Origin of the sequence: Candidatus Poriferisodalis sp., assembly GCF_965204125.1 — a bacterium.
Classification (GTDB): Bacteria; Actinomycetota; Acidimicrobiia; order Acidimicrobiales; family Poriferisodalaceae; genus Poriferisodalis.
Genome location: NZ_OZ241968.1, coordinates 1577807 through 1604372, shown reverse-complemented (window position 1 = coordinate 1604372; position 26566 = coordinate 1577807). Strand labels below are relative to the sequence as shown.

22 protein-coding genes are annotated in these 26566 nt (G+C 68.4%); 10 read left to right on the top strand and 12 right to left on the bottom strand.

The features are described 5' to 3' along the window. Positions 1-12: 12 nt before the first annotated feature. Positions 13-3048, bottom strand: a complete 3036-nt coding sequence (locus ACOGXD_RS07615) for a UPF0182 family protein (protein WP_419917247.1) — start codon at positions 3046-3048, stop codon at positions 13-15. Positions 3049-3131: 83 nt separating this feature from the next. Here ACOGXD_RS07615 and purN point away from each other — a divergent pair, with 83 nt between their 5' ends. The 5 genes from purN to ACOGXD_RS07590 all read left to right on the top strand — a co-directional run bounded on the left by purN (position 3132) and on the right by ACOGXD_RS07590 (position 8293). Next, positions 3132-3788 carry a phosphoribosylglycinamide formyltransferase gene (purN, locus tag ACOGXD_RS07610; protein WP_419917246.1) on the top strand — a complete coding sequence of 219 codons (657 nt, stop codon included), beginning with the start codon at positions 3132-3134 and terminating at the stop codon, positions 3786-3788. Next, positions 3785-5371 (top strand): bifunctional phosphoribosylaminoimidazolecarboxamide formyltransferase/IMP cyclohydrolase, encoded by a 1587-nt coding sequence (purH, locus tag ACOGXD_RS07605; protein ID WP_419917245.1) that lies wholly within the window; start codon positions 3785-3787, stop codon positions 5369-5371. Before purN ends, purH begins: the two co-directional genes overlap by 4 nt. A 104-nt stretch (positions 5372-5475) precedes the next feature. After that, on the top strand, positions 5476-7272 hold the full coding sequence (locus ACOGXD_RS07600; protein WP_419917244.1) for a D-alanyl-D-alanine carboxypeptidase/D-alanyl-D-alanine-endopeptidase: 1797 nt from the start codon (positions 5476-5478) through the stop codon (positions 7270-7272). Positions 7273-7337: 65 nt separating this feature from the next. Then, complete coding sequence (locus ACOGXD_RS07595) at positions 7338-7733, top strand: hypothetical protein (RefSeq protein ID WP_419917243.1); 396 nt, start codon at positions 7338-7340, stop codon at positions 7731-7733. Between the two features lie 2 nt (positions 7734-7735). Further along, positions 7736-8293 (top strand): DUF6036 family nucleotidyltransferase, encoded by a 558-nt coding sequence (locus tag ACOGXD_RS07590; RefSeq protein WP_419917242.1) that lies wholly within the window; start codon positions 7736-7738, stop codon positions 8291-8293. Positions 8294-8434: 141 nt separating this feature from the next. Here ACOGXD_RS07590 and ACOGXD_RS07585 read toward each other — a convergent pair whose 3' ends face one another. Next, a complete protein-coding gene (locus ACOGXD_RS07585; RefSeq protein ID WP_419917241.1) occupies positions 8435-9424 on the bottom strand; it encodes a malate dehydrogenase in 990 nt (329 codons plus the stop codon). 92 nt (positions 9425-9516) lie between these two features. Continuing rightward, positions 9517-10515 carry a PaaX family transcriptional regulator C-terminal domain-containing protein gene (locus tag ACOGXD_RS07580; protein ID WP_419917240.1) on the bottom strand — a complete coding sequence of 333 codons (999 nt, stop codon included), beginning with the start codon at positions 10513-10515 and terminating at the stop codon, positions 9517-9519. Positions 10516-10591: 76 nt separating this feature from the next. Between ACOGXD_RS07580 and ACOGXD_RS07575 the strand changes: the two genes are divergently transcribed. Next, entirely contained in the window at positions 10592-11704 is a 1113-nt protein-coding gene (locus tag ACOGXD_RS07575) for an aromatic ring-hydroxylating oxygenase subunit alpha (protein ID WP_419917239.1), read from the top strand. Further along, on the top strand, positions 11701-11973 hold the full coding sequence (locus ACOGXD_RS07570; RefSeq protein ID WP_419917238.1) for a hypothetical protein: 273 nt from the start codon (positions 11701-11703) through the stop codon (positions 11971-11973). Before ACOGXD_RS07575 ends, ACOGXD_RS07570 begins: the two co-directional genes overlap by 4 nt. 65 nt (positions 11974-12038) lie before the next feature. Here the strand turns inward: ACOGXD_RS07570 and ACOGXD_RS07565 are convergent, their stop codons facing one another. Both ACOGXD_RS07565 and ACOGXD_RS07560 read right to left on the bottom strand, forming a co-directional pair. After that, positions 12039-12884: a bifunctional 5,10-methylenetetrahydrofolate dehydrogenase/5,10-methenyltetrahydrofolate cyclohydrolase gene (locus ACOGXD_RS07565; RefSeq protein ID WP_419917237.1), complete on the bottom strand. Its 846-nt coding sequence runs from the start codon at positions 12882-12884 to the stop codon at positions 12039-12041. A gap of 136 nt (positions 12885-13020) precedes the next feature. Continuing rightward, the gene (locus ACOGXD_RS07560; RefSeq protein WP_419917236.1) at positions 13021-14277 is read right to left on the bottom strand and encodes an NAD(P)/FAD-dependent oxidoreductase; all 1257 of its coding nucleotides are present in this window, start codon (positions 14275-14277) and stop codon (positions 13021-13023) included. Between the two features lie 90 nt (positions 14278-14367). Here ACOGXD_RS07560 and ACOGXD_RS07555 point away from each other — a divergent pair, with 90 nt between their 5' ends. After that, entirely contained in the window at positions 14368-15987 is a 1620-nt protein-coding gene (locus ACOGXD_RS07555) for an aromatic ring-hydroxylating oxygenase subunit alpha (RefSeq protein ID WP_419917235.1), read from the top strand. On the opposite strand, the gene ACOGXD_RS07550 is transcribed toward ACOGXD_RS07555, so the two are convergent. Beyond that, on the bottom strand, positions 15955-16437 hold the full coding sequence (locus ACOGXD_RS07550) for a VOC family protein (protein ID WP_419917234.1): 483 nt from the start codon (positions 16435-16437) through the stop codon (positions 15955-15957). The two genes, ACOGXD_RS07555 and ACOGXD_RS07550, sit on opposite strands and share 33 nt — an antisense overlap. Positions 16438-16484: 47 nt before the next feature. On the opposite strand from ACOGXD_RS07550, the gene ACOGXD_RS07545 reads away from it, so the two are divergent. After that, the gene (locus ACOGXD_RS07545) at positions 16485-17705 is read left to right on the top strand and encodes an aromatic ring-hydroxylating oxygenase subunit alpha (RefSeq protein WP_419917233.1); all 1221 of its coding nucleotides are present in this window, start codon (positions 16485-16487) and stop codon (positions 17703-17705) included. Positions 17706-17832: 127 nt separating this feature from the next. On the opposite strand, the gene ACOGXD_RS07540 is transcribed toward ACOGXD_RS07545, so the two are convergent. Beyond that, positions 17833-18363 (bottom strand): pyridoxamine 5'-phosphate oxidase family protein, encoded by a 531-nt coding sequence (locus tag ACOGXD_RS07540; protein WP_419917232.1) that lies wholly within the window; start codon positions 18361-18363, stop codon positions 17833-17835. A gap of 78 nt (positions 18364-18441) precedes the next feature. Continuing rightward, positions 18442-19437 carry a lysylphosphatidylglycerol synthase transmembrane domain-containing protein gene (locus ACOGXD_RS07535; RefSeq protein WP_419917231.1) on the bottom strand — a complete coding sequence of 332 codons (996 nt, stop codon included), beginning with the start codon at positions 19435-19437 and terminating at the stop codon, positions 18442-18444. Positions 19438-19601: 164 nt separating this feature from the next. Here ACOGXD_RS07535 and ACOGXD_RS07530 point away from each other — a divergent pair, with 164 nt between their 5' ends. Then, positions 19602-20819, top strand: a complete 1218-nt coding sequence (locus ACOGXD_RS07530; RefSeq protein WP_419917230.1) for a glycosyltransferase family 4 protein — start codon at positions 19602-19604, stop codon at positions 20817-20819. Here ACOGXD_RS07530 and sucD read toward each other — a convergent pair. From sucD to argJ, 4 genes are all read right to left on the bottom strand, one after another. Further along, complete coding sequence (gene sucD, locus ACOGXD_RS07525) at positions 20791-21675, bottom strand: succinate--CoA ligase subunit alpha (RefSeq protein ID WP_419917229.1); 885 nt, start codon at positions 21673-21675, stop codon at positions 20791-20793. The genes ACOGXD_RS07530 and sucD overlap by 29 nt on opposite strands. An 18-nt stretch (positions 21676-21693) precedes the next feature. Beyond that, entirely contained in the window at positions 21694-22836 is a 1143-nt protein-coding gene (sucC, locus tag ACOGXD_RS07520; protein WP_419917228.1) for an ADP-forming succinate--CoA ligase subunit beta, read from the bottom strand. 63 nt (positions 22837-22899) lie between these two features. Further along, positions 22900-25272: an ATP-dependent helicase gene (locus ACOGXD_RS07515; protein ID WP_419917227.1), complete on the bottom strand. Its 2373-nt coding sequence runs from the start codon at positions 25270-25272 to the stop codon at positions 22900-22902. Between the two features lie 58 nt (positions 25273-25330). Further along, positions 25331-26527, bottom strand: a complete 1197-nt coding sequence (gene argJ / locus ACOGXD_RS07510; protein WP_419917226.1) for a bifunctional glutamate N-acetyltransferase/amino-acid acetyltransferase ArgJ — start codon at positions 26525-26527, stop codon at positions 25331-25333. Positions 26528-26566: the final 39 nt, after the last annotated feature.

The window sequence follows — 26566 nt, the reverse complement described above, 5'->3', positions numbered from 1 at the left end:
ACGGCCGCCGGGTTAACCGGTGGCGGCTTGTTCGAGGATTCGGGCGGCTCTGGCTATCAGGCGCTCGGCCTCGTCGACTGCCTCTTGGTAGGCGGCGAGGTCGCCTTCTCGCAGGGCGGCGTCGGCCCGTTCGAACGCCCTGGCGGCGCGTTCAAGCAGGTCGCCTGCGTCGGCGGTGTCGGGCGCCGTGTCGGGCTCGTCAGCTTCGTCGTCGGGCGCGGCCGCCGGCTCGTCCTCGGTGTCGTCGGGCGCTTCGGGCTCATCGGGCAGGCGCACCGTGCCGTTGCCGATGTCGATGCTGGCGCCGATCGCCTTCTCGAGCGCCCCTTCGAACGTCTCGGAGATCACCACGTTCGAGCCGATGCCGGCAATCACCAGCTGCAGCTCCGGCACCGCCGTCGGCCCCGTGGCCGCGATGAACAGCGGCCGCACATACAACAGCGAGTTCTCCACCGGGATCAGCAGCAGGTTGCCGGGCCGCACCACCGAGCCGTTCTGGTTCAGCAGCGTCAGCCGTTCGGAGATCTCCTCCTCGGTCTGGATGTTCGAGTTGAACAGCGCCGGACCGTCGATCGGCTGATCCGACCGGATCTCGAACACCTCGATCTGGCCGTACCGGTCGGGATCGTTGTGGACCACCATGAAGCCTTCGAGGTTCTTGCGGGAATCATCCTCGGAGAACGGCACGAACGGCCGGAAGATCACGAACGACGGAGCATCGTCGCCCGGCAATCGGAACAGCAAGTACTGCGGTGAGATCCTGGCCTCGACCGTGGCGATCACCTGCCCGGTCGTCTCGTCGCGCACCGTCTCCACGGTGGTCTGGCCGATCGAGTCGCCCGGATCCTGCGCCACCGCCCACGCACCGGCGGCGTCGTAGAACTCCGACGGGTCGTCCAGGCGGTACCGGCCCCACGCATCGGTCTGCACCCGGAACAGGTCCTCGGGATAGCGGAAGTGCTCCTGCAGCTCGGCGGGCGGGTCTTCGGTGGCGAACAGCGCCGGGAACTGCTTGATGTACGACTGCACGATCGGGTCGCTGCGGTCGACCACGTAGAACGTGACCGTGCCATCGTGGGCGTCCACCACGGCCTTCACTGAGTTACGCACGTAGTTGAACGGGTCGCGCAGGTCGCTTCCCAGCGTGGCCGCCCGCGAATTGGTGCGCTGCGCGTATGGGAACTGCGTGGTGGTGGTGTAGGCGTCGAGCACCCACTTCACCTTCCCGTCGAGCACGACGGGGTAGGGATCGTTGTCGTACGACAGGAACGGCGCCAACAGGCTCACCCGCTCCTGAATGTCGCGGTTGTAGAGGATCCGGCTCTCACCCTGGATCTCGCCCGACACCAGCAGGTTCGGCTCGGCGAAGCGCACCGCGAACGCCAGACGCCGGAAGAAACCGCCGATACCCACCCCGTCGGCGCCGTCGTAGCGCGTCGTCTCGGTGCGGTCGTCGTCGTCCTGGAAGTCGACCTCGGCGCGTTGCGCACCCACGATGGAATAGCCCTGCAGGTCTTCGCCCACGTACAGGCCCGGCTCGTCGAGCTCGAGGGCCTCCGCGCCCGGAGTGATCACATTCGGGATGTCGCCCAGCGCGTATGCCGGGCGGCCGTTGGCGTCGACCCCGTTGGCCGGCGCTGCCGCCACGCCGTAGCCGTGGGTGTAGGCGACGTGCTCGGTCTCCCACGTGTCGGTGGGCAGCTCGGTGGGCCGCAGCTCACGGGCCGCCAGCACGATCTGGGTGACCTGGCCGTCGATCTCGTAGCGGTCGACATCGATGTCGCGGAAGTCGTAGAAGCTCTTGATGCCCTGGGTCTGCTGGAACGTGTCCTGCATGACGGCGGGATCGAGCAGCCGCACGTTGCGCACCGTGTCGAAGTTGTTCTCGATGTCTTCGGCAGTCAACCCGGGTTCGTAGTTGAACTCGCGGGGCGACACGTTGTCGAGCCCGAGCGCGATGCGGGTCATCTCGATGTTGCGCTCGATGTAGGGCGCCTCGCGGGTCGACTCCGAGGGTTCCACCTGGAAGCGCTGCACGATGGCGGGGTACGCGGCGCCCGCCAGCCCGGCGATCACCACCCACAGCGCCACCGCGATCACCGGATAGGTGAAGCCCCGCCGCCAGATGTTCACCACCAGCAGCAGGAAGCTGAACAGGCTGATCACCATGAGCAGCCGCAGCACCGGCAGCTGGGCGTTCACGTCGGTGTAGGTGGCGCCGTCCACGAAGCCCCGGGTGGACAGCGTGAGCTCGAACTGGTCGAAGTAGTAGCCCACCGCCTTGATGAGCGCCAGCAGGCCCAGCAGCAGCGACAGGTGCGCCTTCACCTGCGGCTGCACCCGGCTGCCGGCGGGGGCCTGAACCCGGATCGCGCCGTTCAGATAGTGCCAGATGGTGGTGAAGATGAACGTCACCAGCACGGCGGCGAACGCCCAGCCAACCAGGAAGTTGAAGAACGGCAGGCGGAAGACGTAGAAGCCGATGTCGCGGCCGAACTGCGGGTCGGTGAGGCCGAAGTCGGTGGCGTTGATGAAGAACAGCCACGACTCCCATTGGCCCGAGACGCCAGTGCCGACCATGAAGGCGAGCACCAGCGAGACGCCGATGCGGATGAGGGCGCGGCGGCGGCGGGAAATCTGGTGCCAGCGGGCGGCGATGTCCTCGGCCGGGCCTGTCGGCGTGGCGCGTGCGGCGAGACGCTCGGCGATGAACAGGTTCACCCACATTAGGGCGAAGAAGATCGCCGTGAACAGCAGGCCGAGGCCGATCTTGGCCCACAGCACCTTCCACCACACCGAGGCGTAGCCCAGGCTGTCGAACCACAGGTAGTCGGTCCAGAAGCCGGCGAGGCCCCGGATGGAGAACAGCAGGATCAGGCCGGCCGCGACGACGATGCCGATGATCAGGCGGAAGCGGGTGAGGCCGCGTGGGCGGCGTGGCACCCGCCGGGGGCCGGCGGGACCCTGGGGGCCGCCGGGGCCTTGGGGACCCTGAGGCCCGCCTGGTGGCCCAGACGATGGGGGTGGCATGTCCTCGGGCGGGCGCATACGGCGCTGAGGCTACTGGGGAGCGCGGGCACCGCAGCCGGCGTACCGCGCCGCCGGCGCGCGGGGCGCGTAGGTTCGGCGCCGTGCGGCTGGCGGTACTGGTGTCGGGAACCGGATCCATCCTCGATGCGATGCTCGGCGAGGGGCTGCCGGTGGATCTGGTGGGTGCCGATCGGCCGTGCCGGGGACTGGGCATTGCCGCCGATGCGGAGATCGAGACGGTGCTGGTGGCGCGTTCGGACTGGATGGGCGAGAACAGCGACTCGGCCCAGCGGCGCTTCGACCGGGACGGCTACAGCTGCGAGCTGGCCGCTGTGCTCGGCGGGCGAGACGTAGACGTGGTGGCGATGGCCGGCTTCGGCACAGTGCTGGATGCGTCGTTCTTCGCATGGGATGGCGGCCGATACCAAGGGCGGGTGCTGAACACGCACCCGTCGCTGCTGCCGGCGTTCCCGGGCTGGCACGCAGTGCGTGACGCGCTGGATGCCGGGGCCGCCGAGTCGGGCTGCACCGTGCATGTGGCGATTGCCGAGGTGGACGCCGGCCCGGTGCTGGCGCAGCAAGCAGTGCCGGTGCTGGCCGGCGACGACGAGGCCACGCTGCACGAGCGCATCAAGGCGGTGGAACGGGAGCTCTACCCGGCCACGATTGCGGCGTTCCTGGAGCGCTGCGCCGGCGAGGACGCAATGGGCCTGCGGCAAATCGAACTCGAATACAGGCAGGAAGGACAGACCCGATGAGGGCGTTGATCTCGGTGTGGGACAAGACGGGCGTGGTCGACTTCGCGACCCGGCTGTCGGGCCTCGGGTGGGAGATCGTCTCGAGCGGCGGCACGGCCGCGGCGCTGGCCGACGCCGGAGTGCCGGTGCTGGCGGTGGAAGATGTCACCGGCAGCCCCGAGATGCTGGACGGCCGGGTGAAAACGCTGCACCCGCGCATCCACGGCGGGATCCTGGCCGACCGGTCGAAACCGGCCCACCTGGCGTCGCTCGACGAGCACGGCATCGCGGCAATCGATCTGGTGGTGTGCAACCTGTACCCGTTCCGGTCTGACCCGGGGCCCGAGCTGATCGACATCGGCGGGCCGGCCATGGTGCGGGCCGCTGCGAAGAACCACGGCGACGAAAGCGGCGGCGTGGGCGTGGTGGTGGACCCGGCCGACTACGAGCCGGTGCTGGAGGAGCTGGCCGCATCGGGCGATTCGGATGCCGGTGCGCTGAGCGCTGCCACGCGGCGACGGCTGGCACGGGCTGCCTTCGCCCATACCGCTGCCTACGACGCGGCGATCGTGAGCTGGCTGGACGAACCGACCGCAGGCGACGACGCGGGTGTGGCGGCAGGCACCCCTGATTCGCCCGAGCCAGCTCCCCTGCCGCCGACCGTGCACCTGGCGCTGGAACGGGTGGACGAATGCCGCTACGGCGAGAATCCGCACCATCTCGGGGCCCGCTACCGGCCGGTCGGCAAGCTGACCTGGTGGGATCACGCCTACCAGCACGGCGGGCTGGCGCTCAGCTACCTGAACTTCTTCGACGCCGACGCAGCATGGCGGATCGTGCACGACCTTGGCGATGCCGAACGCTCGTCGGCAGTCGTGATCGTGAAGCACGCCAACCCGTGCGGCGCGGCGGCCGGCGACGATCTTGCCGACGTGTACCAGCGGGCGTACGACTGCGATGCCCGTTCGGCATTCGGCGGGATCGTGGCGTTCAACAAGATCGTCGACCTCGACACGGTCGAGCGCATCGAGGCCGCGGCCCAAGCCGATTTGATCATCGCGCCCGGGTATGAGGACGGCGTGGTGGAGCGCCTCGAGGCCAAACGGCGCAATACCCGGGTGCTGGAGGCGCCGCGGCCCGACGAGGCCGGCGTGTCGCTGCGCCAGATCAACGGCGGATGGCTGGTGCAGTCGCCCCACACGTTCGCTTCGGCACCCGAGGGCTGGCAGGTGGTCACGCAGCGCGAGCCGACCGCGAGCGAGCTGGCCGATGCCCGCTTCGCCTGGCGCGTCTGCGGGCATGTGATGTCGAATGCGATCGTGCTGGCGCGGGACCGCACCGCGTGGGGCATCGGTGCCGGCCAGCAGAACCGCGTGGAGTCTGGTCAGCTTGCTGCTGCAAAGGCCGACGGGCGGGCTGCCGGCGGCGCCTGCGCCAGCGATGCGTTCTACCCCTTCGGTGACGGCGTCGAGGCCGCCGCCGAGGCCGGCGTGGCGGTGGTGGTGCAACCGGGCGGCGCCCTGCGCGACGACGACGTGATCGCCCGGGCGAACGAGCTCGGCCTCGCCATGCTGTTCACCAGCGAGCGGCAGTTCCGGCACTGATGAGTGCCGGAACCATTGAACGCAGTCGGCACTGATGAGTGCCGGAACCATTGAACGCAGTCGGCACTGATGAGTGCCGGAACCATTGAACGCAGTCGGCACTAGTGGCAACTACCTCGAAGGCAATCGCTGCAGCTCTCGTCGCTGTGAGCCTGCTGGGCTCATGGCCCGCGAGCGCGGGCGCGCAGACGGCTGGGTCGGCGACGCTGCCGCCGTCCGAGGTGCTGGGCGACTGCACCGATGCGGTACCGATCGTCGTGGCATCCGACGCCGACGCGCAGTCCGACATCTACTCGGCTGTCACGCTCGCCGGCGTGCTGGGCACCAAGCGCTGCATCGTGCTGGCCGGGGGCCGTCACGACCCATTCCCGCAGGACCAGCTGGAGCGGCTCGCCACAGCAGCAGCGGGCGGCTACGTCGTGGGCGGGCCCGCAGCAGTGCCGAACGCCAAGCTGTCGGGCCGCAAGATGATCCGCGTCTACGGCGCAGATCGCTGGGAGACCGCAACCGCAGTGGGAGCCATCGCAGCGGCGCTCGCAGCTGGCGAGGACCCCAGCACAACCGACGACACAGACGAGGGGGTCGACGACGACGCACCTGCCTGGCAGCAGCGGCTGGCAACCGAATTCTCGGCCGCGTTGCGGTCGAGCGAAGCAACCGACGACATGTGCATGTCGCTGTATCGCAACGGCGAGCCGATCTTCGAGCACAAGCCGCACACACCGCTGCTGCCGGCATCGCTTGCCAAGCTCGCGACGGTCACTGTGGCGCTGAACGAACTGGGCGCCGACGCAACCTTCACCACCCGGGTGGTTGCCAATGCCGACGCGCTCGATGCGGTCAGCGACGGTGTGCTGCGTGGCGACCTGTACCTGATCGGCGGCGGCGACCCGGTGCTGGCCACGCCCGGCTACATCAATCGCATCGCCGATGCGCGCCCGTACACCGATGTGACCCAGCTCGCCGACAGCGTGATGGCGGCACTCGACGCTCACGGCATCGACACCGTCGAGGGCGCGATCGTCGGCGACGGATCGTGGTTCGCCGACGGCGAGCAGAGCTACACCTCGCACTCCCTGCCGGGCGCGACGCCGGAGACCCCGGCGATCTGGAAGCAGTCGTACCTGTCGGGGAACTTCGTGGGCGTCTTGTCGGGCCTGATCATCAACGACGGCTACTCGCCCTACGCCGTCGACCGCCGGAGCCACACTCGCAGCGCCGATTCGACCCAGGCAGCAGCGTCAGACTTCGACGACCTGCTCGAAGAGCGCGGCATGGTGATCCGTCACCGGCCGCGCTCGGGCAGCGCCCCCGCAGCGGGCGACTCGACCGATCTGGGCAGCATCACCTCGCCTTCGGTGGCCGAGATGCTGGTGCGGATCCTGCGCTACTCGGAGAACACGCCGGCGGAGATGCTGTTCAAGCAGATCGGCCGGCACCGCGGCGACTCGTCGCGGGCGGGCTCGGCCGCAGCAGCGACGGCGGCGCTCAGCAAGCTGCTGGGAACGGCGGCCGACGAGATCGTCCTGGTGGACGGCTCAGGGCTGTCGGTTCACAACCGCATGAGCTGCGAGGCCGCTGTACGGCTGCTGCTGTTGGCGGGCAGTGACTCCCGCTTCGCGACCTCGCTGTCGATCGCAGGTCGAACCCCGACACTGCAGAGCTGCGGGCCGCGGTCTCCCGGCAACGGGCAGGGCCCGGCGAACACGGTCTTCGCCAAGGGCGGTCAGCTCAACGACAGCTCGGCCATCGCCGGGGTCAGCACTGCGCCCAACGGCGACGTGCTGACTTTCGCCATGATCGCCAACGAACCGTTGATCATCCGAATCGGAAGCTGCAACTCCCTGCGCCAACGCACGCTCGACGCCATAGGCCGCTACACCTACGGCCCCTCGAGCTGACCCGCTGCCGCCGACAGCCGAGTGGATGCCTGTTCGTCGGTACGCTGCGAACTACAGGCGCCGCCATGACTTCATCCACCCGGCCCCCGAACGCACTGGCCGACTACGTGCCGGCTCTGCGCGCCAGCGATGACGAGTTTCGGCTGCGTCTCTTGCTGCACGACTTCGGACTCGTATGGCAGGAAGCCGGCCCACACGAGCGAGCTGCCTTGACTGCCGACGAGCCAGAGCTGTTCGACCCCCGCTGGGACGCCTTCCTGGCCGCCTATGCCGAGCACCTCGCACGCTCCGCAGCCATAACGCCTCCGTCATGGACATCGTCCAAGCGCAGGTTTCTGCCCGATTTCTGGTACGCCGGCGGCTGCTACGCCTTCGATCGAGTGCGCACCATCATCACCACGCCCGGTGCCTTCGAGGAACACGGCGTCTGGTTCCCTCGCAGCGAGCTAGCGGTCGTCTGACGGTGACCCCGCTCGCTGAATCTGAGATCCGCGCCGCCCTCAGCGAGCTCGCCGAGCGACTTGAGCGTCGGCGAACTCATGCGCGCCTCTACATTGCCGGCGGCGCCGCGATGGTGCTGGCCTACGACGCCGATCGAGCTACCCGCGACATCGACACAGCCATTCTCGACGGCTACGAGGCGGTCATGTCCATCGCCGCTGAAATGGCACGCGAGCGAGGCTGGCCGTCAACTTGGCTGAACGAACAAGCAACGCCGTACATGCCCAAGGCCGAGCAGCGGCACGGGCGCGAGGTGTTCGAGCATCCGTACTTGACGGTCATCGCCGCGAGCCCAGAGCACATGCTGGCGATGAAGGCGCGAGCGGCTCGTCGCACCGACATCAGTGATGCGATGCGACTCATGGAGATCACTGGCATCGCCGATATCGACGACATTGCAGCACTCGTCCGCAAGGTGTTCCCCGACGAGGACTTGGGACGTCGCCAGCTCGACTGGCTGAACGCAGTGATTGAGGAGTCACAGACTGGCAGCCGCGCTCAGGAGCAGGACAGGAGCTGATGCCCGGGTGACGCTGCCGGCTGAGACACGCGTCCAATGCGAGCAGGCTGGCTGTCCGGTCTTCAATCTGGGTTCGTTCCGTGTGCGTGACGTCGAGTCGTCCGACGGCGCAACGTCCGGTGATCAGTGGCGACTGTCGGGTCAGCCGAGGAGGCCCATGCTTCCGACGGTGTCGCGCTCGTCGACCAATTCGGCCCAGGAGGCCTCGATGCGGGAGCGGCTGAAGCCGTCGAGCTCGAGGCCGGTCACCACGTGGTACTGGCCGCCTGAGACGGTGACCGGGTACGAGGTGATGATGCCTTCGGGGGCGCCGTAGTCGCCGGTGGACGGGATGCCCATCGACACCCAGTCGCCGCCCGGTGTGTCCGAAGACCAATCGCGCATGTGATCCACGGCCGCCGAGGCTGCCGAGGCTGCCGAGGAGGCGCCGCGGGCGTTGATGATCGCGGCACCACGCTGCTGCACGGTGGGGATGAAGTCGTCCTCCAGCCACGCCTGGTCGTCGACCAGGGCCGCTGCGTTGTGGCCGCCGACCTCCGCGTGGAAGATGTCGGGGTACTGGGTGGCGGAGTGGTTCCCCCAGATGGTCATGCGGGTCACGTCGTTCACCGACACGCCGGCCTTGGCGGCGAGCTGGGCGACGGCCCGGTTGTGGTCGAGCCGGGTCATGGCGGTGAACTGCCCGTCGGCGATGCCCGGCGCATTGCGCATGGCGATGAGGCAGTTGGTGTTGGCCGGGTTACCCACTACCAGCACCCGCACCGAGGGGTTGGCCGAATCGCTGAGCGCCTTGCCCTGGGTAGTGAAGATTCCGCCGTTGGCCTCGAGCAGGTCGCTGCGCTCCATGCCGGCCTTGCGGGGCATCGAGCCCACCATCAGCGCGTAGTCGGCACCCTCGAAGGCTTCGTTGGGGTCGGACGTGCCGGTGCGCGACGCCAGCAGCGGAAACGCGCAGTCGTCGAGCTCCATCATCACGCCGTCGAGCGCGCCCATTGCGGGGGGGATCTCCAGCATCCGCAGCTCGACGGGCTGGTCGGGGCCGAGCATGGCCCCCGATGCGATCCGGAACAGCAGGCTGTAGCCGATCTGGCCCGCTGCACCGGTCACCGCAACACGTACGGGATCGTTCACTGCACTCTCCTGATTCGACGCGCCGGGCACCCGCCCCGGCCGCGTGCGTTTCTAGCGCAGCATCTGTCCCTCTGCACCCCGCTCTATGCCGGTCAGTCTCGCTGTGCCAGGCCGGTAGCGGCCGGGGGAAGCTTGGCCCGGTAGGCATCGAGGAATCTGGGCCACCAGCGCTGCCAGAACTTCTCGGAAGTCTCATCGAGCGACCGGACGATCTCGGCGACGAATGACGACATCGAGTGCGAATTGCGGTAGAGCTCGCTGCGGGCGCTCACTGCGGCGTGAGCGGCCATGAACGCCCGGCGCGCCCGGCTTCCCGCCCAGTCGGCGGGCAGTGCTTGGGCGGGCAACAGCGGGTCGTCGCGATGGACTGCCTCAGTTTCTGATGCGGCAGCGAACATGGCAGCGGCGAGCTGTTCGCCGCCGAGCCGGTCGGCATCGGCTTCGATGGATGCGAGCTTGCGTTCGAGTACGCCGTAGCGATCGGCAAGCTCATCGAGGGGCCAGATACGTTTCGCGAACTCTGCCGGATCGTCATCTGTGGGCTCGCCGCCCTGAGCCGCGACGAGGCCTGTGCGGATCGACGGCGTGACGAAGCTGCGCACCGCATCAGGCACTTCGAGATGCTCGGCCAGCTGGGACACCAGATCGAAGAGGTCGTGCGGGTGCACGTACAGCCCCGACTGGATCGGTGCAGCACCGAGCTCGACGAGCAAGCGACGCAGGGCATCGCGGGCAGCTCGGCGCCGCTCGGGCACTTCGAATGCCGTGAGATGCCACCATCCATCCCAGGGTTCGAGGCCTGCATCGACGCGATGCGCGTAAGCGGCCCAGCCAATGTCGCTCTCGATGGCCGCTCGGCCCGCAGCAGTCACCCGGTAGCTGGCGCCGCGGCCCCGCCCCGCATCGCGAACAAGGAGCCCCTCGTTGGCGAGCCGAGCGAGGCAGTCACGCACGGCTTTGTCGCTGTGGCCGAGCAAGGCCGACATCACGAAGATCGGCTCGGCGTACAACGCGCCGTCGGTACCGACAGTCGACAGCACCAGCGCGCGGGTCGGGAGCGAGATGTGCGGCTCCGCTGCGTGCTCGCTCAATGCTGACTCCTCGCTCTGATGCCGTAGATTATCAACGACCGTTGATATCTTGCGGCATTCGGCCTATGCTGCTCGAATGAGCCTCGGCCAGATGGTGTTCGACCCCGATTCGGCACTGCCCCATGTCGCCTTTCGAGACCCGGCGATCCTTGCCGCGGAGCTGGACGCGATCTGGCACAGCGACTGGGTGTTCGTCACCACCGCCGATGCCGTGCCCAATCCCGGCGACCAGTTGCCGGTGATCGTCGGCAGGCAGCCGGTGCTGCTCATCCGCCAGCAGAACGGCGACCTCGCTGCGCTGTCGAACCTGTGCGCCCATCGGGGCACGCTGCTGGTCGACCGGCCGGCCAACAGCAAACGGATCCAGTGCCCGTACCACGCATGGACCTACGACGACGGCGGGCGGCTGCTGTCGGTGCCGCACGCACCGCGAGATGCCGTCGATCGCTCGGCGCACTGCCTGCCGACCTACCGGGTGGAGTCGTGGCACGGCCTGATCTTCGTCAGCCTGAACCCCGATGTCGAGCCGCTCGTCGAGCGCTTCGCCGCGGTGGAGCCGTACGTCGCCGCACACGGCCTCGACGCCGTGGCACACCGGTCAGAACAGCAAGAAACGCAGGAATGGGCCTGCAACTGGAAGCTCGCGATCCTCAATGCGATGGAGAGCTACCACCTGTTCCGGGTGCATCCCGAGACGCTCGAGCCGTTCTCGCCCACCAAAGGGGCCTACTACATCGCCGGTTCGGCTCGGGCGACCGCCACGGGCGGCTCGACTGCCTCCGGCGACGATTACCTGCTGATCAGCCTGCCGCCCGGGTTTGTCGGCGTGTTCAACTCGGGCGCGTTCTTCTGGCAGGCCGTCCACCCCATCGATGCCGAACGATGCGCCGTGAGAACCGGCGCTGCCTGGGGCACGGCATCGGGCGCGCGCCCTCGCAGCCGGAGCCGGATCGCGAACTGGTTCAGCCGCTGGACAGCCAGCGCCGCATACGGACTGCCCGACTTCCTGCCCGAAGACAAAGCGATCTGCGAGCGAGGGCAGCGTGGTGCGATCGGGGATTTCGCTCCCGGCCCGCTCGTTCCCATCGAACGGGTCGTCGCCGATTTCGGGCGCTACCTCAACTGGCGCCTCAACGGCGCGGAACCGCCGGCTGTGCACACGGCCCCCGACACAGGAGAGAACCGATGATCCAGAGCTGGGACGATCCGCCAGCGACCCGCCTCCGGCGTCCTTGGATGACGTGGGCCGGGCTGGCCGCCCTGTGGGTGCTGACGTTCTCCGGGCAGTACTGGATGTGGTCGGTGCTGTTCTTGGGCTGGGCCGCCTACGACATCTTTACGGGCGAGAGCAGCTTCATACAGCGCGTCACCCGGCGAGGCGATCCCGTCACGTATTGGCTGATCGTCTCTTCCTGGGTGGCGCTGTCATTGCTGTGGCTGCTCTACCCCGACGGATAGAGAGCGCGTCGCGACACAGACGCCGCGAGCCACCGCCCCCTCGACCGCCGAATCACCGCTGTGGCTCAGGCGGCTGCGGCTGCGGCGTCGACGGTGTTGGCCAGCAGCATGGCCCGGGTCATCGGACCGACGCCGCCGAGACGGGGAGTCACCCAGCCGGCCACCTCGCCGACCGACTCGTCCACGTCGGACAGGATCTTGCGGCCCTGGCGGGTGATGCCGCCGCCGACCACCGCCGCACCGGGCTTCACCATGTCGGGCGTGATGAGGCCGGGCACGCCGGCCGCGGCGATGACGATGTCGGCCTCGCGGGTATAGGCGCCCAGATCTGCAACGCCGGTGTGCATCACGGTCACCGCCGCATTCGCCACCGGCCGCTTCAGCGCCATCAGCAGCGCCATCGGCCGGCCAATCGTGAGGCCACGGCCCACCACCACCACATGGCGCCCTTCCACCGGCACGCCGTAGTGCTCAAGCATCACCTGGATGCCCCGAGGTGTGCACGGCAGCGGACCGTCCACGCCCATCACGAGGCGGCCCAAGTTCACTGGGTGCAGGCCGTCGGCGTCCTTGTCGGGATCGATAGCCAGCAGCGCCGCTTCCTCGTCGAGCTGGCGGGGCAGCGGCAGCTGGACGATGTACGCGTGCACGGCGGGATCATCGTTGAAGCGCTCGATCACCGCGTCCAGCTCCGCCTGGGTGATGTCGGCAGGGAGCTCCTCGTGGATCGAGGAGATGCCCACCTCGCCGCAGTCGCGGATCTTCGCTCCCACGTAGCTGTGCGATGCCGGGTCGTCGCCGACGAGGATCGTGCCGAGCCCCGGCTGCAGACCCTCGGCCGCAATCCGTTCTCGCAGGTCGTCCTTGATCTGTTCGGCCAGCGCCAGGCCGTCCAATAGCACCGCAGTCACGGGCTGCCACCGTAGTGGCGCTGTGCTAGGGCTCTTGCCGTCAGGCGTCCTCAGTCGAGGCTGGACGGGAGCGCTAGCTGATCGGACCGACGGCCATCAGTCAGGGCGCCAGAGATGCCGGGTCCAAGCTCGGGCTTCAGCACGCGTCTTGGGAGGTCGCTTTGCGGGCGCGGGATGTACGGCGTTTGTGCACGCGTCGCAGGGTGGGCGAGGCTGCAGCGAGGGCGCGGTCGGCGGCATTGAGCACGCGGCCGGGCGTGCCGGGGGTCTCGTTGTCGATGAGGTTGCCCATGACTTGCAGGGTGAGGCGGGCGATGGCGTCGGTGCCGACCGCCAGTCGCAGGCCGGCACGCAGGATGCGGGGGTGGCCGATGAGGAACGAGAACCGCCGGCCCGTCCGCAGGAAGGCGTCGAACTTCTCGGCGACGATGCGGTCGTAGGTGTCGGCAACCGCGGACGGGTCCTCTGCGAACAGGTCGGCCACCAGGATCCCGGTCTCGAGGCCGTAGTCGATTCCCTCGCCGTTCATCGGGTTGATCAGCCCCGCCGCATCGCCGATGGCCACCCAGCCGGGACCGTGCCGCTTGGTAGCGCTCATAGGCAGGCGCCACGCCCGCGGCCGCTCCAGATACGGGCCGAGCTGCCAGCTCTCGGCCACCAGGTCGCGGTAGCTGTCGCAGAGCCGGTTCAGGTTCAGGCTGGCGAAGCCCTTCATGGTGTTGAGCGCCCCGACGCCGATGTTGACCGTGCCATCGCCGGCGGGGAATAGCCACCCGTAGCCGGGCACCGCAGTGCCCTCGGCATCACGCAGCGTCAAGCAGGCTTCGAGGTACCCCTCGGCGTGGCGTGGCGTCTCGGCATAGGTGCGGATGGCCAGGCCGAACGGCTCGTCGGGATCGCGCAGGGCGCCCAGCATCCGGGCGGCCTGGCCCTGGGCACCGGCGGCCAGCACCACCAAGTCAGCGGTCCAGCGTTCGCCCCCGGCAGTCACGCCCACCGCCCGACCGTCGTCGATGATCGGCAGCGCCTCCGTGCCGAAGCACAGCTCAGCGCCGGCGGTGGCCGCGCCGTCGCACAGCGCGCTGTCGAGGCGGCGGCGGGGCCACACCGCGCCGTAGGGGCCGAACTGCCCGTTGGCCGGCCAGTCCAGCTCGCGCACTTGCCGTCCGGCGATCATCCGCAGCCCCGCGATGCGGTGCGCCTCGTCCAGCGACACGCCCAGCTCGTCCAGCGCTGCCACCGCCCGCGGCGTCAGGCCGTCACCGCAGACCTTGTCGCGCCCGGCAGGAGCCTTCTCGAACGCCGTCACCTTGATGCCGGCACCGGCAGCACGCATGGCCGCCGCCGCACCGGCGGGACCGGCCCCGATCACGATCATGTCCCGGTGCGGCACCGCTACAGCCTGCCGCCGCCAGCACCGGATCGCTCGCGCATCGTGCCGACGGCACGCTCAGGCCCAGGTTTCAGCATCTAGCTTGCACCCATGACCGAAACGCTGACGGGCACCGACCGCTCGGCTGGGATCAGCTACGACGAGCTGTTCGACAACGACACGCACCCGGTGTCGGAGGTGCTGCGGCGAGTCGGCGAGCACACACCGGGCAATACACGCGTGCCGGCCCGGGTGTACTACGCGCACGACGTTCATGACCTGGAAGTCGAGCGGCTGTGGAGCCGCGTGTGGCAGCTCGCCTGCCTCGCCGAGGAGATTCCCGAGGTCGGCGACTACCACGTCTATGACATCGCGCACCTGTCGTTCCTGATTGTCCGCACCGCACCCGACCAGATCAAGGCCTACCGCAACGCCTGCCTGCACCGGGGCCGCAAGCTGCGCGAGCACCACGGGCGGGGCGCGTCCAGCCTTCGCTGCCCCTTCCACGGCTGGTGCTGGGAGCTCAACGGCTCGCTGCGGGAGATCCCCTGCCAGTGGGACTTTCCCGATGTGGACATGGCCGACTACGGGCTGCCCGAGGCTCTGGTCGACACTTGGCACGGGTTCGTGTTCATCAACCCCGACTGCGATGCCGCGCCGCTGGCCGACTACCTGGGCGACCTCGCCGACCACTTCGAATTCGTGCCGTTCGAGCGCCGGTACAAGGCGGCACACGTCTCCAAGCTCATGCCGATGAACTGGAAGACCTGCCAAGAGGCCTTCATGGAGAGCTACCACGTGGTGGCGACCCATCCCACGCTGATGGAATCGCTCGGCGACGCCAACAGCCGCTACGACACCTTCGGCAACTACAGCCGGGCGATGACCGCCACCGGCGTGCCCAGCCCGCATCTCGACGGGCAGCCCCGCTGGGAGCGCATCGACGACGGCAAGGAGTACGGCCGCTGGCGGCATCCGCTGAGCGGCCACATCTACGAGCGCGACGCCGATGGGCAGGTGGCCGTCACCGACCTGGACGGCAACGTCAGCACCTTCGACGAGCACGGCAACCACATCGACGGTGCGCAGACCCAGGCCGACCCGCACCTGTGCAAGTGGATTGGCGGCCCACTGCCACCGGGCCTGGAAGAGATGCCGTTGATGACGCCCCATGCGCCGCCGGAGGTGACCAACGTGCGCGGCTGGCTGGCGGACCGCAAGCGGGCTCAGGTGCAACGGCAGGTGGGCGACGCCGTCGACGTCGAGGCTGTCAGCGACGCCGAGCTCATCGACTCGATCTTCTTCTCGGTGTTCCCGAACTGGTCGCCGTGGGGCTGCTTCAACCCGATCATGTACCGGTTCCGGCCGAACGGCGACAACCCCCAGGAGTGCATCTTCGAGGTGATGCTGTTTCCGCTGGCCCCGCCCGATCCGGCCGATCGACCGACACCGGCGCAGGTGCGTCACCTCGGCTTCGACGACGACTGGACGCTGGCGCCCGAGCTGGGGCCGCTGTCCAAGATCTTCCAGCAGGACTCGCTCAACCTGCCGCTGGTGCAGCAGGGCCTGAGAGCCCAGGAGCAGCAGGAGGTGATCTTCGCCTCCTACCAGGAAACCAAGATCCGGCACTTCTACCAGCACTACTTCGCATGGCTGGGGCCGAAGCTCGATCGCTCGACGGGTGCGGTGGCTGAGCTTTCAGTCGCGCTCGCTGCCGAGCCTTCCGCCTGACCACCACGATTCGAAGCGCGGCTCGATCGCCGACCAGACCAGCTCGACTATCGGTCCGCTCGGGGGCACGACGTAGGAGAACACGCCGTAGCGGTCGTCGGGCGGCGCGGCCGCTGCGGCAACGTGCCAGCCGGCCTGCAGGCAGTGTTCGGTTTCCGCAGCCACGTCGTCGACCCACACGCCCACGTGATGGACGCCCGGATCGTCCGAGCCGTCCCAGATGGTGCCCGGTTGGCCAGCCAGCAACTCGAGATGCTGGGGCCCTTCGCACGAGTAGGTGAAGGTCAGCTCGACCGATTGGAGGCCCTGCTGCGGCGTCCACACCTGCTGCGCCGCGTTGTGCTGCACCGACGCCCAGCTCACGCCCAGCGTCTCGCCCATCTCTGCCATCGCCGCATCGAGGTTTGGCACCCGGATCCCCGTGTGAAAGAGCCGCTGGTAGTCGATCATCGGATTGACCTCCCGAACCCGGCCATACTCGCGCAGGGGGTGCCGGGATGAGCCGCGAGACGCTTGTCGAACTCACACGCAGGACGCTCCAGCACGCCCGCGCGGAAACGGTGCCGCTGGCCGGCGACATCGGACGGGTGCCGGCGGCCAACTACTACGACTCCGATCGCTGGAAACTCGAGATGGCGCGGGTGTTCAAGCGCACTCCCCTGGCGCTGGGCTTCACCTGCGAACTGCCCGAGCCCGGCAACTACAAGGCGCTGGAGGTCGCGGGCGTGCCCGTCCTGCTGTCACGGGGCGCCGACGGCCAGATGCGCTCGTTCGTGAACATGTGCAGCCACCGCGGCTCGATCGTCGTGCCGGAGGGAACCGGCAGGGCACGGCGCTTCACCTGCCCGTACCACGCGTGGAGCTATGACAGCGAGGGCCGGCTGGTTGGGATCCTCGACCGTGAGGAATTCGGCGACCTCGACCCCGACGGTCATGGCCTCACGCCGCTGCCCGTCGCCGAGCGAGCCGGCATCGTCTTCGGCGCCTTGACGCCGGAGGCGCCCTTCGACATCGACGCCTACCTCTGCGGCTACGGCCAGATGCTGGCCCATCACGAGTTCGCGAACTGTGCCTACGTGGGCAGCCAGAGCGTCGACGGCCCGAACTGGAAGGTGGCCTACGACGGCTATCTCGACTTCTATCACCTGCCGATCCTGCACCGGGAGTCGTTCGGGCCCGGCTACTCCAACAAGGCCATCTACGACGCGTGGGGTCCGCACCAGCGGGTGACCTCACCCGACCGGCGGTTCCTGGCGCTCGACAATCTTCCCGAAGACGACTGGCCCGCCGACCTGCTGACCGACGGCGTATGGACGATCTTCCCGCACACCTCGGTCGCCGGCTTCCATGTAGGCGCCGACGGGGTGCCTGGCGGCGGGCGGATGTACATGATCTCGACGCTGTTTCCCGGCGACACTCCCGACACGTCCCGCACGGTCCAGCACTTCCTGGCCACATTCGAGCTCTCCGAGCAGCTCGACGGGCTCATCGAGGCTCAGAAGGCCTTCCTGCTGCACGTGGTGCGCGACGAGGACTACTACAACGGCAACCGGATCCAGCGGGCGGTGAAGACCGGGGCCAAGACCGAGTTCTTCTTCGGTCGCAACGAGGCCGGCGGTCAGCGCTTCCACGGCTGGGTCGATCGCCTCGTGGCCGCAGAGACCGACGACGACTTCGCCCAACTCTTCGCTGGTGCTGAGGTGTCCTTCCAGCGCTAGCTGGAAGCAACAAACACAGTCAGCGCTAGCTGGAAGCAACAAACACAGTCAGCGCTAGCTGGAAGCAACAAACACAGTCAGCGTTAGCTGGAAGCAACAGCACAGTCAGCGCTAGTTCGCGGGGGGCTCAGTCGCTGCGCGAGGCGAGCCAGTCGGCCGTGGCCTTGGCCATCTTCGAGCCGTCATATCCGATGCGCTGGGTCGGCTCCACCTCGAGGATCACCCGCCTGGGCGAGTCCAAGAACGAGACGAACGCGGCCTGGCCCGCTTCGTTGCCCGGCCAGAGCGCCGCAGCGAGCGCCGGGTAGAACCACGCCTTGGTTTCGGCGTCGTCGTGGACCGTGCACGTGCCCTTCCATGTGATCGCCTTGTTGCGCGGCATCGGTGAGCCGGTGCTGGTGACCACGACGCACACCCGTGGATCACGTCGCACAGCACTGATGCGCGCTCGCTGGCTCGACGCTGTCAGCCAGAAGCGGCCGTCGCGCCAGACGTACGACATGATCACGCCGACGGGCCAGCCCTCGCGGTTCGCCCAGATGAACGTGCACTCGTTGTGCGCGAGGAGCAGCTGTTCCTCGACGTCGGCGTCGAGGTCGTACACCGTGACGTCTTCGTAGTTCTCCTCGGGGTGGACCTCCGACGATGGCTCCGGCATGGCGTGACTCCGTTCGGCATTGGCATCGGCCGCCTGTGTCCATTCGTACAGGATCAGCTCGTCGTGCGCGTCGCCGCCTCACGACGGTTCGGCATGATCGGAGCCACGCCGTCGACCGGCCGCGGCCGCGAGCGGGAGCATCACCAGTTCATGGGCGAACTCCAGCACCCGCACTGCAATGGCGAATGCCGCGGCATCGCCGACCCCGAAGCGCTCGGCCAGCAGTGCCGCAACCACGACCTCGCGCACGCCGAGCCCTGCCGGAGTGATGCCGACCATGCCCACGACGATGCCTGCCGCGGTCGCCCCGGCAATCAACCAGATGTCAGCGCCGCCGGCGGCAAGCAGCGCAGCGGCCAGCAATACCGAGGCCATGAGACGCTGCGCCACTGCCAGTCCGTAGATGAACGCGGCCCGCCACACGGCTGGCCGCTCGGCGTTGAGCGCGTCGGTCTGCATCCGCCCCGACAGCCATCGCAGCACGACCACCCGCTGCATCAGTCCGTCGATGCGGCGCCACCACCCCCCGGCGCCCGCCAGTGTCCACGGCAGCGTCACCAGGCCGGCGGCTGCGCCGACGCCGATCACGATGCGTGCGAGCCAGCCCCCCGCGGTGCCCAGCCAGTCGGCCGGTGCCCACAGCGCAGCGAAGACTGCCGACCAGCCCACCAGCGTGGCGGTCTCCACGATCACCGAAGCGCCGGCTGCGGCCCGGTTCACGCCGAGCGGGGCGGCCAGGCCGGCTCGGGCGACCACTGGCACCAGCCCGCTCGGCAGGTAGCGCGTTGCCTGGGACAGCATCCAGATGCGCAGCGCCGGGCCTTGCGCCAGCGGCGTGCCGTAGCCGCCGATGAGCTCCCGCCATCCGAGTGCCAGGCACCAGGTGGCGGTCATCGACACGATGACAGCGGCCACCAGCCCGATGGCATCCACCTGTAGGTCGATCTGGCGCAGGTCGTCCCAGTAGCGGACGGCCAGCCAGACGATCATCGCCGCAGTCGCCAAGCCCAGCGTCCACCTCACGGCAGTGCCGGATCGCTGCCGTTCGGCGATGCTGCTGTTCGATCCGCTCACGGCTGCACCCTCGTGATGCTGCGCATCAGCCAGGTCCGGCGTTCCCGGCACATCTGGCACCCGGCCGGCATCCCGCCGAGCGTACCGGGGTCCCGGCGAGCCATCCGGAGCGTCGACGGAACGGCTCCAAGCAGGACCGCTGCGAGACTGGGCGGGTGCGTGTGGTGTTGGTTGCACCGGGGTTTCCGACGTCGCTGGACGATCACCACAAGCCCTTCCTGCTCGATCACGCACGAGCGCTGGCCGGTGCAGGTGCCGAGGTGACGGTGGTGTGCCCCGCTCACCCCGATGCGCCGCGCCGCCACGTGATGGGCGACATCGAGGTGCACAGAGTGCGCTTCGCCCCCCGCCGGATCGAAGCACGGGTGGCGCTGGGCGAGAGCTACCGGGTCTTCTCCGGATTGTCAGCGCTGTGGGTCATCCCGATGATCGCCCGGCTGACGCTGGCCGCAGCACGCCAGGCACGTCGCCGCTCGGGTGACGGCGCCGTCATACACGGCCACTGGTGGTTTCCCTGCGGACTGGTGGCCGTTGCAGCCGCTGCCCTTGCGGGACGGCGGACGGCCAGCGTGGTGCACATCCACGGCTCCGACGCCGCGGTCACCACCAATGCCGTCCACCGATGGCTGGCACGCCGGGCACTGCGCCGCACAAGCGCCGTGGCGACGGTCTCCGAGGACCTGCGGCGCTGGGCGTCATCGCTGGTACGACGACCCCACGGCCTGCACCCCCCGCAGGACGCCGAACCGGCTCAACGCACCACTGGGCCGCTGCTGCAGGTCGTGTCGATGCCGGTGGGCACCGACCGGCTCGGAACGCCAACGCCGGCACCCGCCGACGGTCCGGTGATCGGCATCGGCCGCCTCATGGCCGAGAAGGGGTTCGACGTACTCATCCAAGCCGTGGCGCTCATGCCGCCAGCCGCACAACCCGAGCTGGTCATCGTCGGCGACGGCCCCGACCGGACGCTGCTCGAAGCGCTGGCACTCCGGCGCGGCGTCAACGTGGAGTTCGCCGGTGCCGTGCCCCCCCGCGAGATTGGCAGCTGGTACCAGCGGGCCCGTCTCGTGTGCGTGCCGAGCCGCCGCGAAGGTTTCGGCATGATCACCGCCGAGGCTCTAACCGCAGGCCGACCCGTGGTCGCCACCGCCGTAGGCGCCGCGCCCCAATTCATCCACGAGGGCGTGAACGGCTGCTTGGCCCCACCCGGCAACGCTGACGCTCTGGCGGAGGCGCTCAACAAGGCCCTGCAATCAGACCTTGCTGTCTCGGCGTCATCAAGCACTGCGGCGCCGGCACCGTTCAGCCCTCAAGCCCACGCCGCACGGCTGCTCGAGATCTACGCCAGTGTGACTACAGCTCGGCGACGATCTCCGCCATGAGCTCGCCGGCCTCGGTGGGGTTCAGGCCCACGCGCACGCCAGCATCGCGCAGCGCATCCATCTTGGCCGCAGCAGTGCCCTTGCCCCCCGAGACGATGGCACCAGCGTGGCCCATCTTCTTGCCCGGAGGCGCAGTCACCCCGGCGATGTAGCTCGACACCGGCTTGGACATGTTGTCCTTGATGAACGCAGCGGCCTCTTCCTCGGCTGAGCCGCCGATCTCGCCGATCATCATCACGGCCTTGGTGTCGGGATCGGCTTCGAATGCTTCGAGGCAGTCGATGAACGAGGTGCCCGGCACCGGGTCGCCACCGATGCCCACACAGGTCGTGACGCCGATGTCCTTCTGCTGCAGCTCGTACAGCGCCTGGTAGGTCAGCGTGCCCGACCGGCTGACGATGCCCACCGGGCCGCCCGGCTTGGCGATGTGGCCCGCGGTGATGCCGATGTTGCACTCGCCCGGCGTGATGATGCCCGGGCAGTTCGGGCCCAGCAGCCGAACGTGGGGATAGTCGCGCTTGAGCATGTTGAAGAAGCGGGCCTCGTCGTGGGCCGGCACGCCCTCGGTGATGCAGGCGACGAACTCGATGCCCGCTTCGGCGGCATCCATCACGGCGTCGAACACACCGGGCGCGGGGATGAAGATGCAGGAGGCATTGGCGCCCGTGGCCGCGACCGCCTCGGTGCAGTTGGCGAACACCGGCACGCCTTCCACGTCGGTGCCGGCCTTGCGGGGGTTGGTGCCCGCCACCACGCTGGTGCCGTAGTCGCGGTTCAGCATGCCGTAGTACCGGCCTTGGGAGCCGGTGAGGCCCTGGTAGACGACCTTGGTGTCGGAGTTGACGAAAATGCTCATGTCCTGAGGCTCCCCTGATCAGGCCGCGGCCATCGCGACGGCTCGACGGGCAGCGTCGAGCATGGTCGGTTCCATCACCAGCTTCTCGTTGAGGTGCGGTGCGAGGATCTCGCGCCCCTCCGCGGCATTCGTGCCGTCGAGGCGCAGCACGATCGGCGCTTCGATGTCGACGGCGTCGAGCGCCCCGATGATGCCGTTGGCCACTTCCTCGCCGCGGGTGATCCCGCCGAAGATGTTGATGAAGATGGCCCGCACGTCGGGGTCGTTGTTGATGACCTCGAGCGCATTGGCCATCACCTGGGCGTTGGCGCCGCCGCCGATGTCGAGGAAGTTGGCGGGCTTGCCGCCCACCTGGTTCACCACGTCGACGGTGCTCATGGCCAGCCCGGCGCCGTTGGCGATCACGCCCACGCTGCCCGCCAGGCCCACGTACTGCAGGCCCTTGGCGTGCGCCGCTTCTTCACGCTCGTCACGGGGCTGGGTCTCGTCGTACTGCGTGTAGTCCTCGTGGCGGAACACGGCGTTCGCGTCGAGGGTCACCTTGGCGTCGAGCACATGCACCCGGCCCTCGGGCGTGAGGATCAGCGGGTTGATCTCGACGAGGTCGGCGTCGCCCTCGGTGTAAGCCACATAGAGCTTGCGCAGGATCTCGACGGCCTGATCGGTGGCGGCGGGGTTGAGGTTGGCGCCCTCCACCCACGCCCGGGCAGCCTCTTCGGTGAGTCCCTCGGCGGGGTCCACGAGCACCTTGCTGATGGCGTCGGGATTCTCGGCCGCCACGGTCTCGATCTCCACTCCCCCTTCGGCCGACAGCATCCCGAGATGCTTCTTGGCCGAGCGGTCCAGCGTGAAGCTGGCGTAGTACTCCTCGGAGATGTCTGACGCCTTCTCGATCCACAGCCGTCGCACGATGTGGCCGTTGATGTCGAGTCCCAGGATGTTGGACGCGTGGTTCTGCACGTCGTCGACGGAGGCGGCGAACTTCACGCCTCCCGCCTTGCCGCGCCCGCCGGTGTGCACCTGCGCCTTCACCATCACCGGCGTGCCCAAGCGCTCCGCGGCGGCCACTGCTTCGTCGACGCTGAAGGCGACTTCGCCGTCGGATACCGGCATGCCGTAGCCCTTGAAGAACTGCTTGCCCTGATATTCGAAGAGATCCACGGCGGGGAGCATAGGAGCCGAGCCCTGCCGCCCGCTGTGAAGACTCTTGGGAGCTCCAGGCCTCTAGGTGCGGACGCGGCGGAGGTTGGCGAAGCTGGCGACGAGGGTCTTGTTGCCGAGGTCGGCGAAGTGGACGGTGACCTCCCAGTCGTCGCCGTCGGGCCGTACGTCCTGCACGACGCCGGCACCGAAACGGTCATGCAGCACGTCATCGCCGACGCCGTACCCGAGGTCGGCCGAGGGGGCCGGCTTCGGCTCGCCCATCCGGGCGGCCACCCGGCGGCGGGCCTCCTCCCGGCGAGACTCGCGACCCTTCGCCGCGCTGTCGTCGTGGCGCGCGGGATCGCTGCGGGGCTGGCCCCGGGCGGTCAGCTCCGTCTCGCTGAGTTGGCTGTACTCGCTGGGTTCGCTGGCCCGTCGATTGGCACCCCAGTCGCTGGTGACCGGACGCCACGAGCTGCCGAGCCGCTGGGTGTCGTCGGAGCGGTCGTCCAGCAGGTCCGCCGGGATCTCGTCGATGAATCGGCTGGGCGGGTTGTAGCTGGTCTGGCCGTGCAGCATCCGGCTCCATGAGTGGGTCAGGTAGAGCTGCTTGCGGGCCCGGGTGATGCCGACGTACGCCAGACGGCGCTCTTCCTCCAGCTCGTATGGATCGGTCATCGAGCGGTGGTGCGGGAAGATGCCGTCTTCCATGCCGGTCACGAACACGATGTCGAACTCGAGCCCCTTGGCGGAGTGCAGCGTCATCAGCGAGACCTGAGAGGCATCGGTCATCTCGTCCACGTCGCTGACGAGCGACACCTGCTCCAGGAACTCGTCGCACGACTCGAACTCTGCGGCGGCGCCCGCGAGTTCTTCGAGGTGCTCCAGCCGCCCGTCGGATTCGACGGTTCCTTCGTCGTGCAGTGCCTGGATGTAGCCCGATTCGTTCAGCGCCACTTCGAGCACGGCAGCGGGACCCTCGTCGATGCGTGCCCGAGCACGACTCATCAGCTCGCGGAACTGCTGCAGGCCGCCGCGGGCGGTGCCGCGCACGCCCAGCGATTCGACACGGTCGATCACCTCGGCAAGCGATATGTCACCCCGTGTGGCCGCATCGTCCAGCTTGGCAATCGTGCGGTCGCCGATGCCGCGGGCGGGCAGGTTCACGACCCGCTTGAGCGACACCTCATCAGACGGGTTGACTGCGGCCCGCAGGTAGGCCAGCGCGTCCTTGATCTCGCGCCGGTCGTAGAAGCGAGTGCCGCCGATGATCTGGTACGGCACGTCGTTGGCGACGAGCTCCTCTTCAATCACGCGCGACTGGGCGTTGGACCGGTAGAACACCGCAGCGTCAGACCAGTCGATCCGGCCGTCGCCGTGCAGGCGGCGCAGCTCCGCGCAGACGTAGTGCGCCTCGTCTTCCTCGTTCGTGCCGCGGTAGCGGATCGGCTTGGCACCGCCGGATTGATCGGTCCAGAGGTTCTTCGGCGGCCGTCCGAAGTTGTTGCGGATCACCGAGTTGGCGGCATCGAGGATCGCCTGGCTGGAGCGGTAGTTCTGATCCAGCACGTAGGTCGAGCTGTCATCAAAGGTGGCGCCGAACTCCAGGATGTTGGTGATGTCGGCACCCCGGAACGCGTAGATCGACTGGTCGGAGTCGCCGACCACGAAGACGTTCTGGGCGGGCCCGCTCAGCAGGCCGATCAGGCGCACCTGCGCCAGGTTCGTGTCTTGGTACTCGTCGACGAGGATGTGCTCGAAGCGCTGCCGGAAATGCTCGGCCACCTCGTCATGGGCACTGAGCAGCTCCACGCCCAGCATCAGCAGGTCGTCGAAGTCCATGGCGCCGGCGCGCCGCAGCCGCTTCTGGTACTCGGAGTAGACGCGGGCCACTTCACGGTTGAACGGCCCGCCGCCATCGGGCGACTCGGCCCGCTCCGCAGCCTGCGGCGGCGTGGTGAGCTGGTTCTTCAGCGTCGAGATCGCCGCGTGCACGGCGCGCTCGTTGAATCGCTTGGCATCGAGGTCGAGGTCTCGCACCACGTAGCGGGTGAGCCGCCGCGAGTCGGCCTGGTCGTAGATGCTGAACGTGCCCGGGTAGCCGAGCACATCTGCATGGCTGCGCAGGATGCGGGCGCAGGCGCTGTGGAAGGTGGAGATCCACATCCGCTGCGCCACGGGACCGACGAGGCTGCCGATGCGCTCGCGCATCTCCCCCGCCGCCTTGTTGGTGAAGGTGATGGCCAGCAGGCCGAACGGGCTGACCTGCCGATGGGCCAGCAGGTAGGCGATGCGGTGACTGAGCACACGCGTCTTGCCCGATCCGGCCCCGGCCACCACCAGCGCCGGACCATCACCGTGCAGCACGGCGGCCCGCTGACCAGCGTTGAGCGGCGCCAGGATCGGATCGTCGCCTGGGTTCATCGGCTCGGCGCTCATGAGCTGCGGGCTCACGGGTTGTCGTTCGGTCGGCGCGGGCTGCGCCACGGGCGAGGGACGAGCGCGCGTCGGCTCATGTCGTGTAATCGGCGTTGATGCGGACGTACTGGTCGGTGAGGTCGCAGCCGTACACGGTGAACGAGCCATCCGCGATGCCCAAGTCCACCGAGATCAGCACCTCGTCCGACGCCAAGTACGCCTCAAGCTCGGCGAGGGCTTCGGGCGTCGCGGGCGTGGGGTACACCTCTTGGTCGCCGAAACGGATCCTGACGCGGTCGGGGTCGATGTCGGTCTCGTCGCTGCACTTGCCGATCGCCATCGCGACCCGGCCCCAGTTGGGATCGCGGCCATGCACGGCCGTCTTGACGAGCGGCGAGTTCACGATGACCTTGGCGACCCGCTTGGCCTGGGCGTCGTCACGAGCGCCGTTCGCCGACACCACGATCAGGGTCTCCGCTCCCTCGCCGTCGAACGCGAGTTGACGTGTCAGGTCCAGGCTGACGGCGCCGAGGGCGGCCTCCAGATCAGCCTCGTCGACCGGCCCCGCGGCGCCGTTGGCCAGCATCACCACCATGTCGCTGGTGGATGTGTCGGTGTCGACGCTGAGCGCGTTGAAGGTCACATCGCAGACCCGGCGCAGCATGGCGTCGAGCCGTTCTGGAGCGATCTCGGCATCGGTGATGATCACCGAGATCATCGTGGCCATATCGGGCTCGATCATTCCCGAGCCCTTCGCGATGCCCACCACCGTGGCGGCACCTGCTGAGGCGCTCGCCGTCTTGGGATGCGTGTCGGTGGTCATGATCGCCGTCGCAGCGGCAACGGCATCGTTGCTGTCGAGCGCTGGTTCTGAGCCTGCGATCAACCGGTCGAAGTACGTGTCGATCTTGCCTTCGGGGTAGGGCACGCCGATCAAGCCGGTGGAGCCGACCAACACTTGGCCGGGCTCGCAACCCACCAGTTCCGCGACCCGATTCGCGAGGTTCGCTGCGTCTCGCTCACCCTGCGCGCCAGTTGCCACGTTCGAGTTCTTCGATATGACCACCACAGCCTGCACTCGCCCGTCGGCAACGTTGGCCTGACTGCGACGCACGCTGGCCCCCGAGAAAAGACTCTTGGTAAACACACCGGCTGCGGCCGCCACCCGATCAGCCGCCAGCACCATCACATCGTCGGTGCCGTCCTTGATGCCGATATTGCCCACATGGCAAGCGAACCCCGCCGGCAAGTCCACCGATGCAGCCGCATTCGCGGCCCCTGCTGGATTCATGATCAGCCCTTGTCGCACGCTTTCCGCGGCCCGGCCGCG

Bases quoted from the DNA above. Each gene is read 5' to 3' on its own strand.
- ACOGXD_RS07570 (WP_419917238.1), top strand. From the start codon at position 11,701: ATGATCCAGAGCTGGGACGATCCGCCAGCGACCCGCCTCCGGCGTCCT.
- ACOGXD_RS07540 (WP_419917232.1), bottom strand. From the start codon at position 18,363: ATGCCGGAGCCATCGTCGGAGGTCCACCCCGAGGAGAACTACGAAGAC.
- ACOGXD_RS07555 (WP_419917235.1), top strand. From the start codon at position 14,368: ATGACCGAAACGCTGACGGGCACCGACCGCTCGGCTGGGATCAGCTAC.
- ACOGXD_RS07615 (WP_419917247.1), bottom strand. From the start codon at position 3,048: ATGCGCCCGCCCGAGGACATGCCACCCCCATCGTCTGGGCCACCAGGC.
- ACOGXD_RS07550 (WP_419917234.1), bottom strand. From the start codon at position 16,437: ATGATCGACTACCAGCGGCTCTTTCACACGGGGATCCGGGTGCCAAAC.
- ACOGXD_RS07545 (WP_419917233.1), top strand. From the start codon at position 16,485: ATGAGCCGCGAGACGCTTGTCGAACTCACACGCAGGACGCTCCAGCAC.
- sucD (WP_419917229.1), bottom strand. From the start codon at position 21,675: ATGAGCATTTTCGTCAACTCCGACACCAAGGTCGTCTACCAGGGCCTC.
- ACOGXD_RS07595 (WP_419917243.1), top strand. From the start codon at position 7,338: ATGACTTCATCCACCCGGCCCCCGAACGCACTGGCCGACTACGTGCCG.
- ACOGXD_RS07575 (WP_419917239.1), top strand. From the start codon at position 10,592: ATGAGCCTCGGCCAGATGGTGTTCGACCCCGATTCGGCACTGCCCCAT.
- purH (WP_419917245.1), top strand. From the start codon at position 3,785: ATGAGGGCGTTGATCTCGGTGTGGGACAAGACGGGCGTGGTCGACTTC.
- argJ (WP_419917226.1), bottom strand. From the start codon at position 26,527: ATGAATCCAGCAGGGGCCGCGAATGCGGCTGCATCGGTGGACTTGCCG.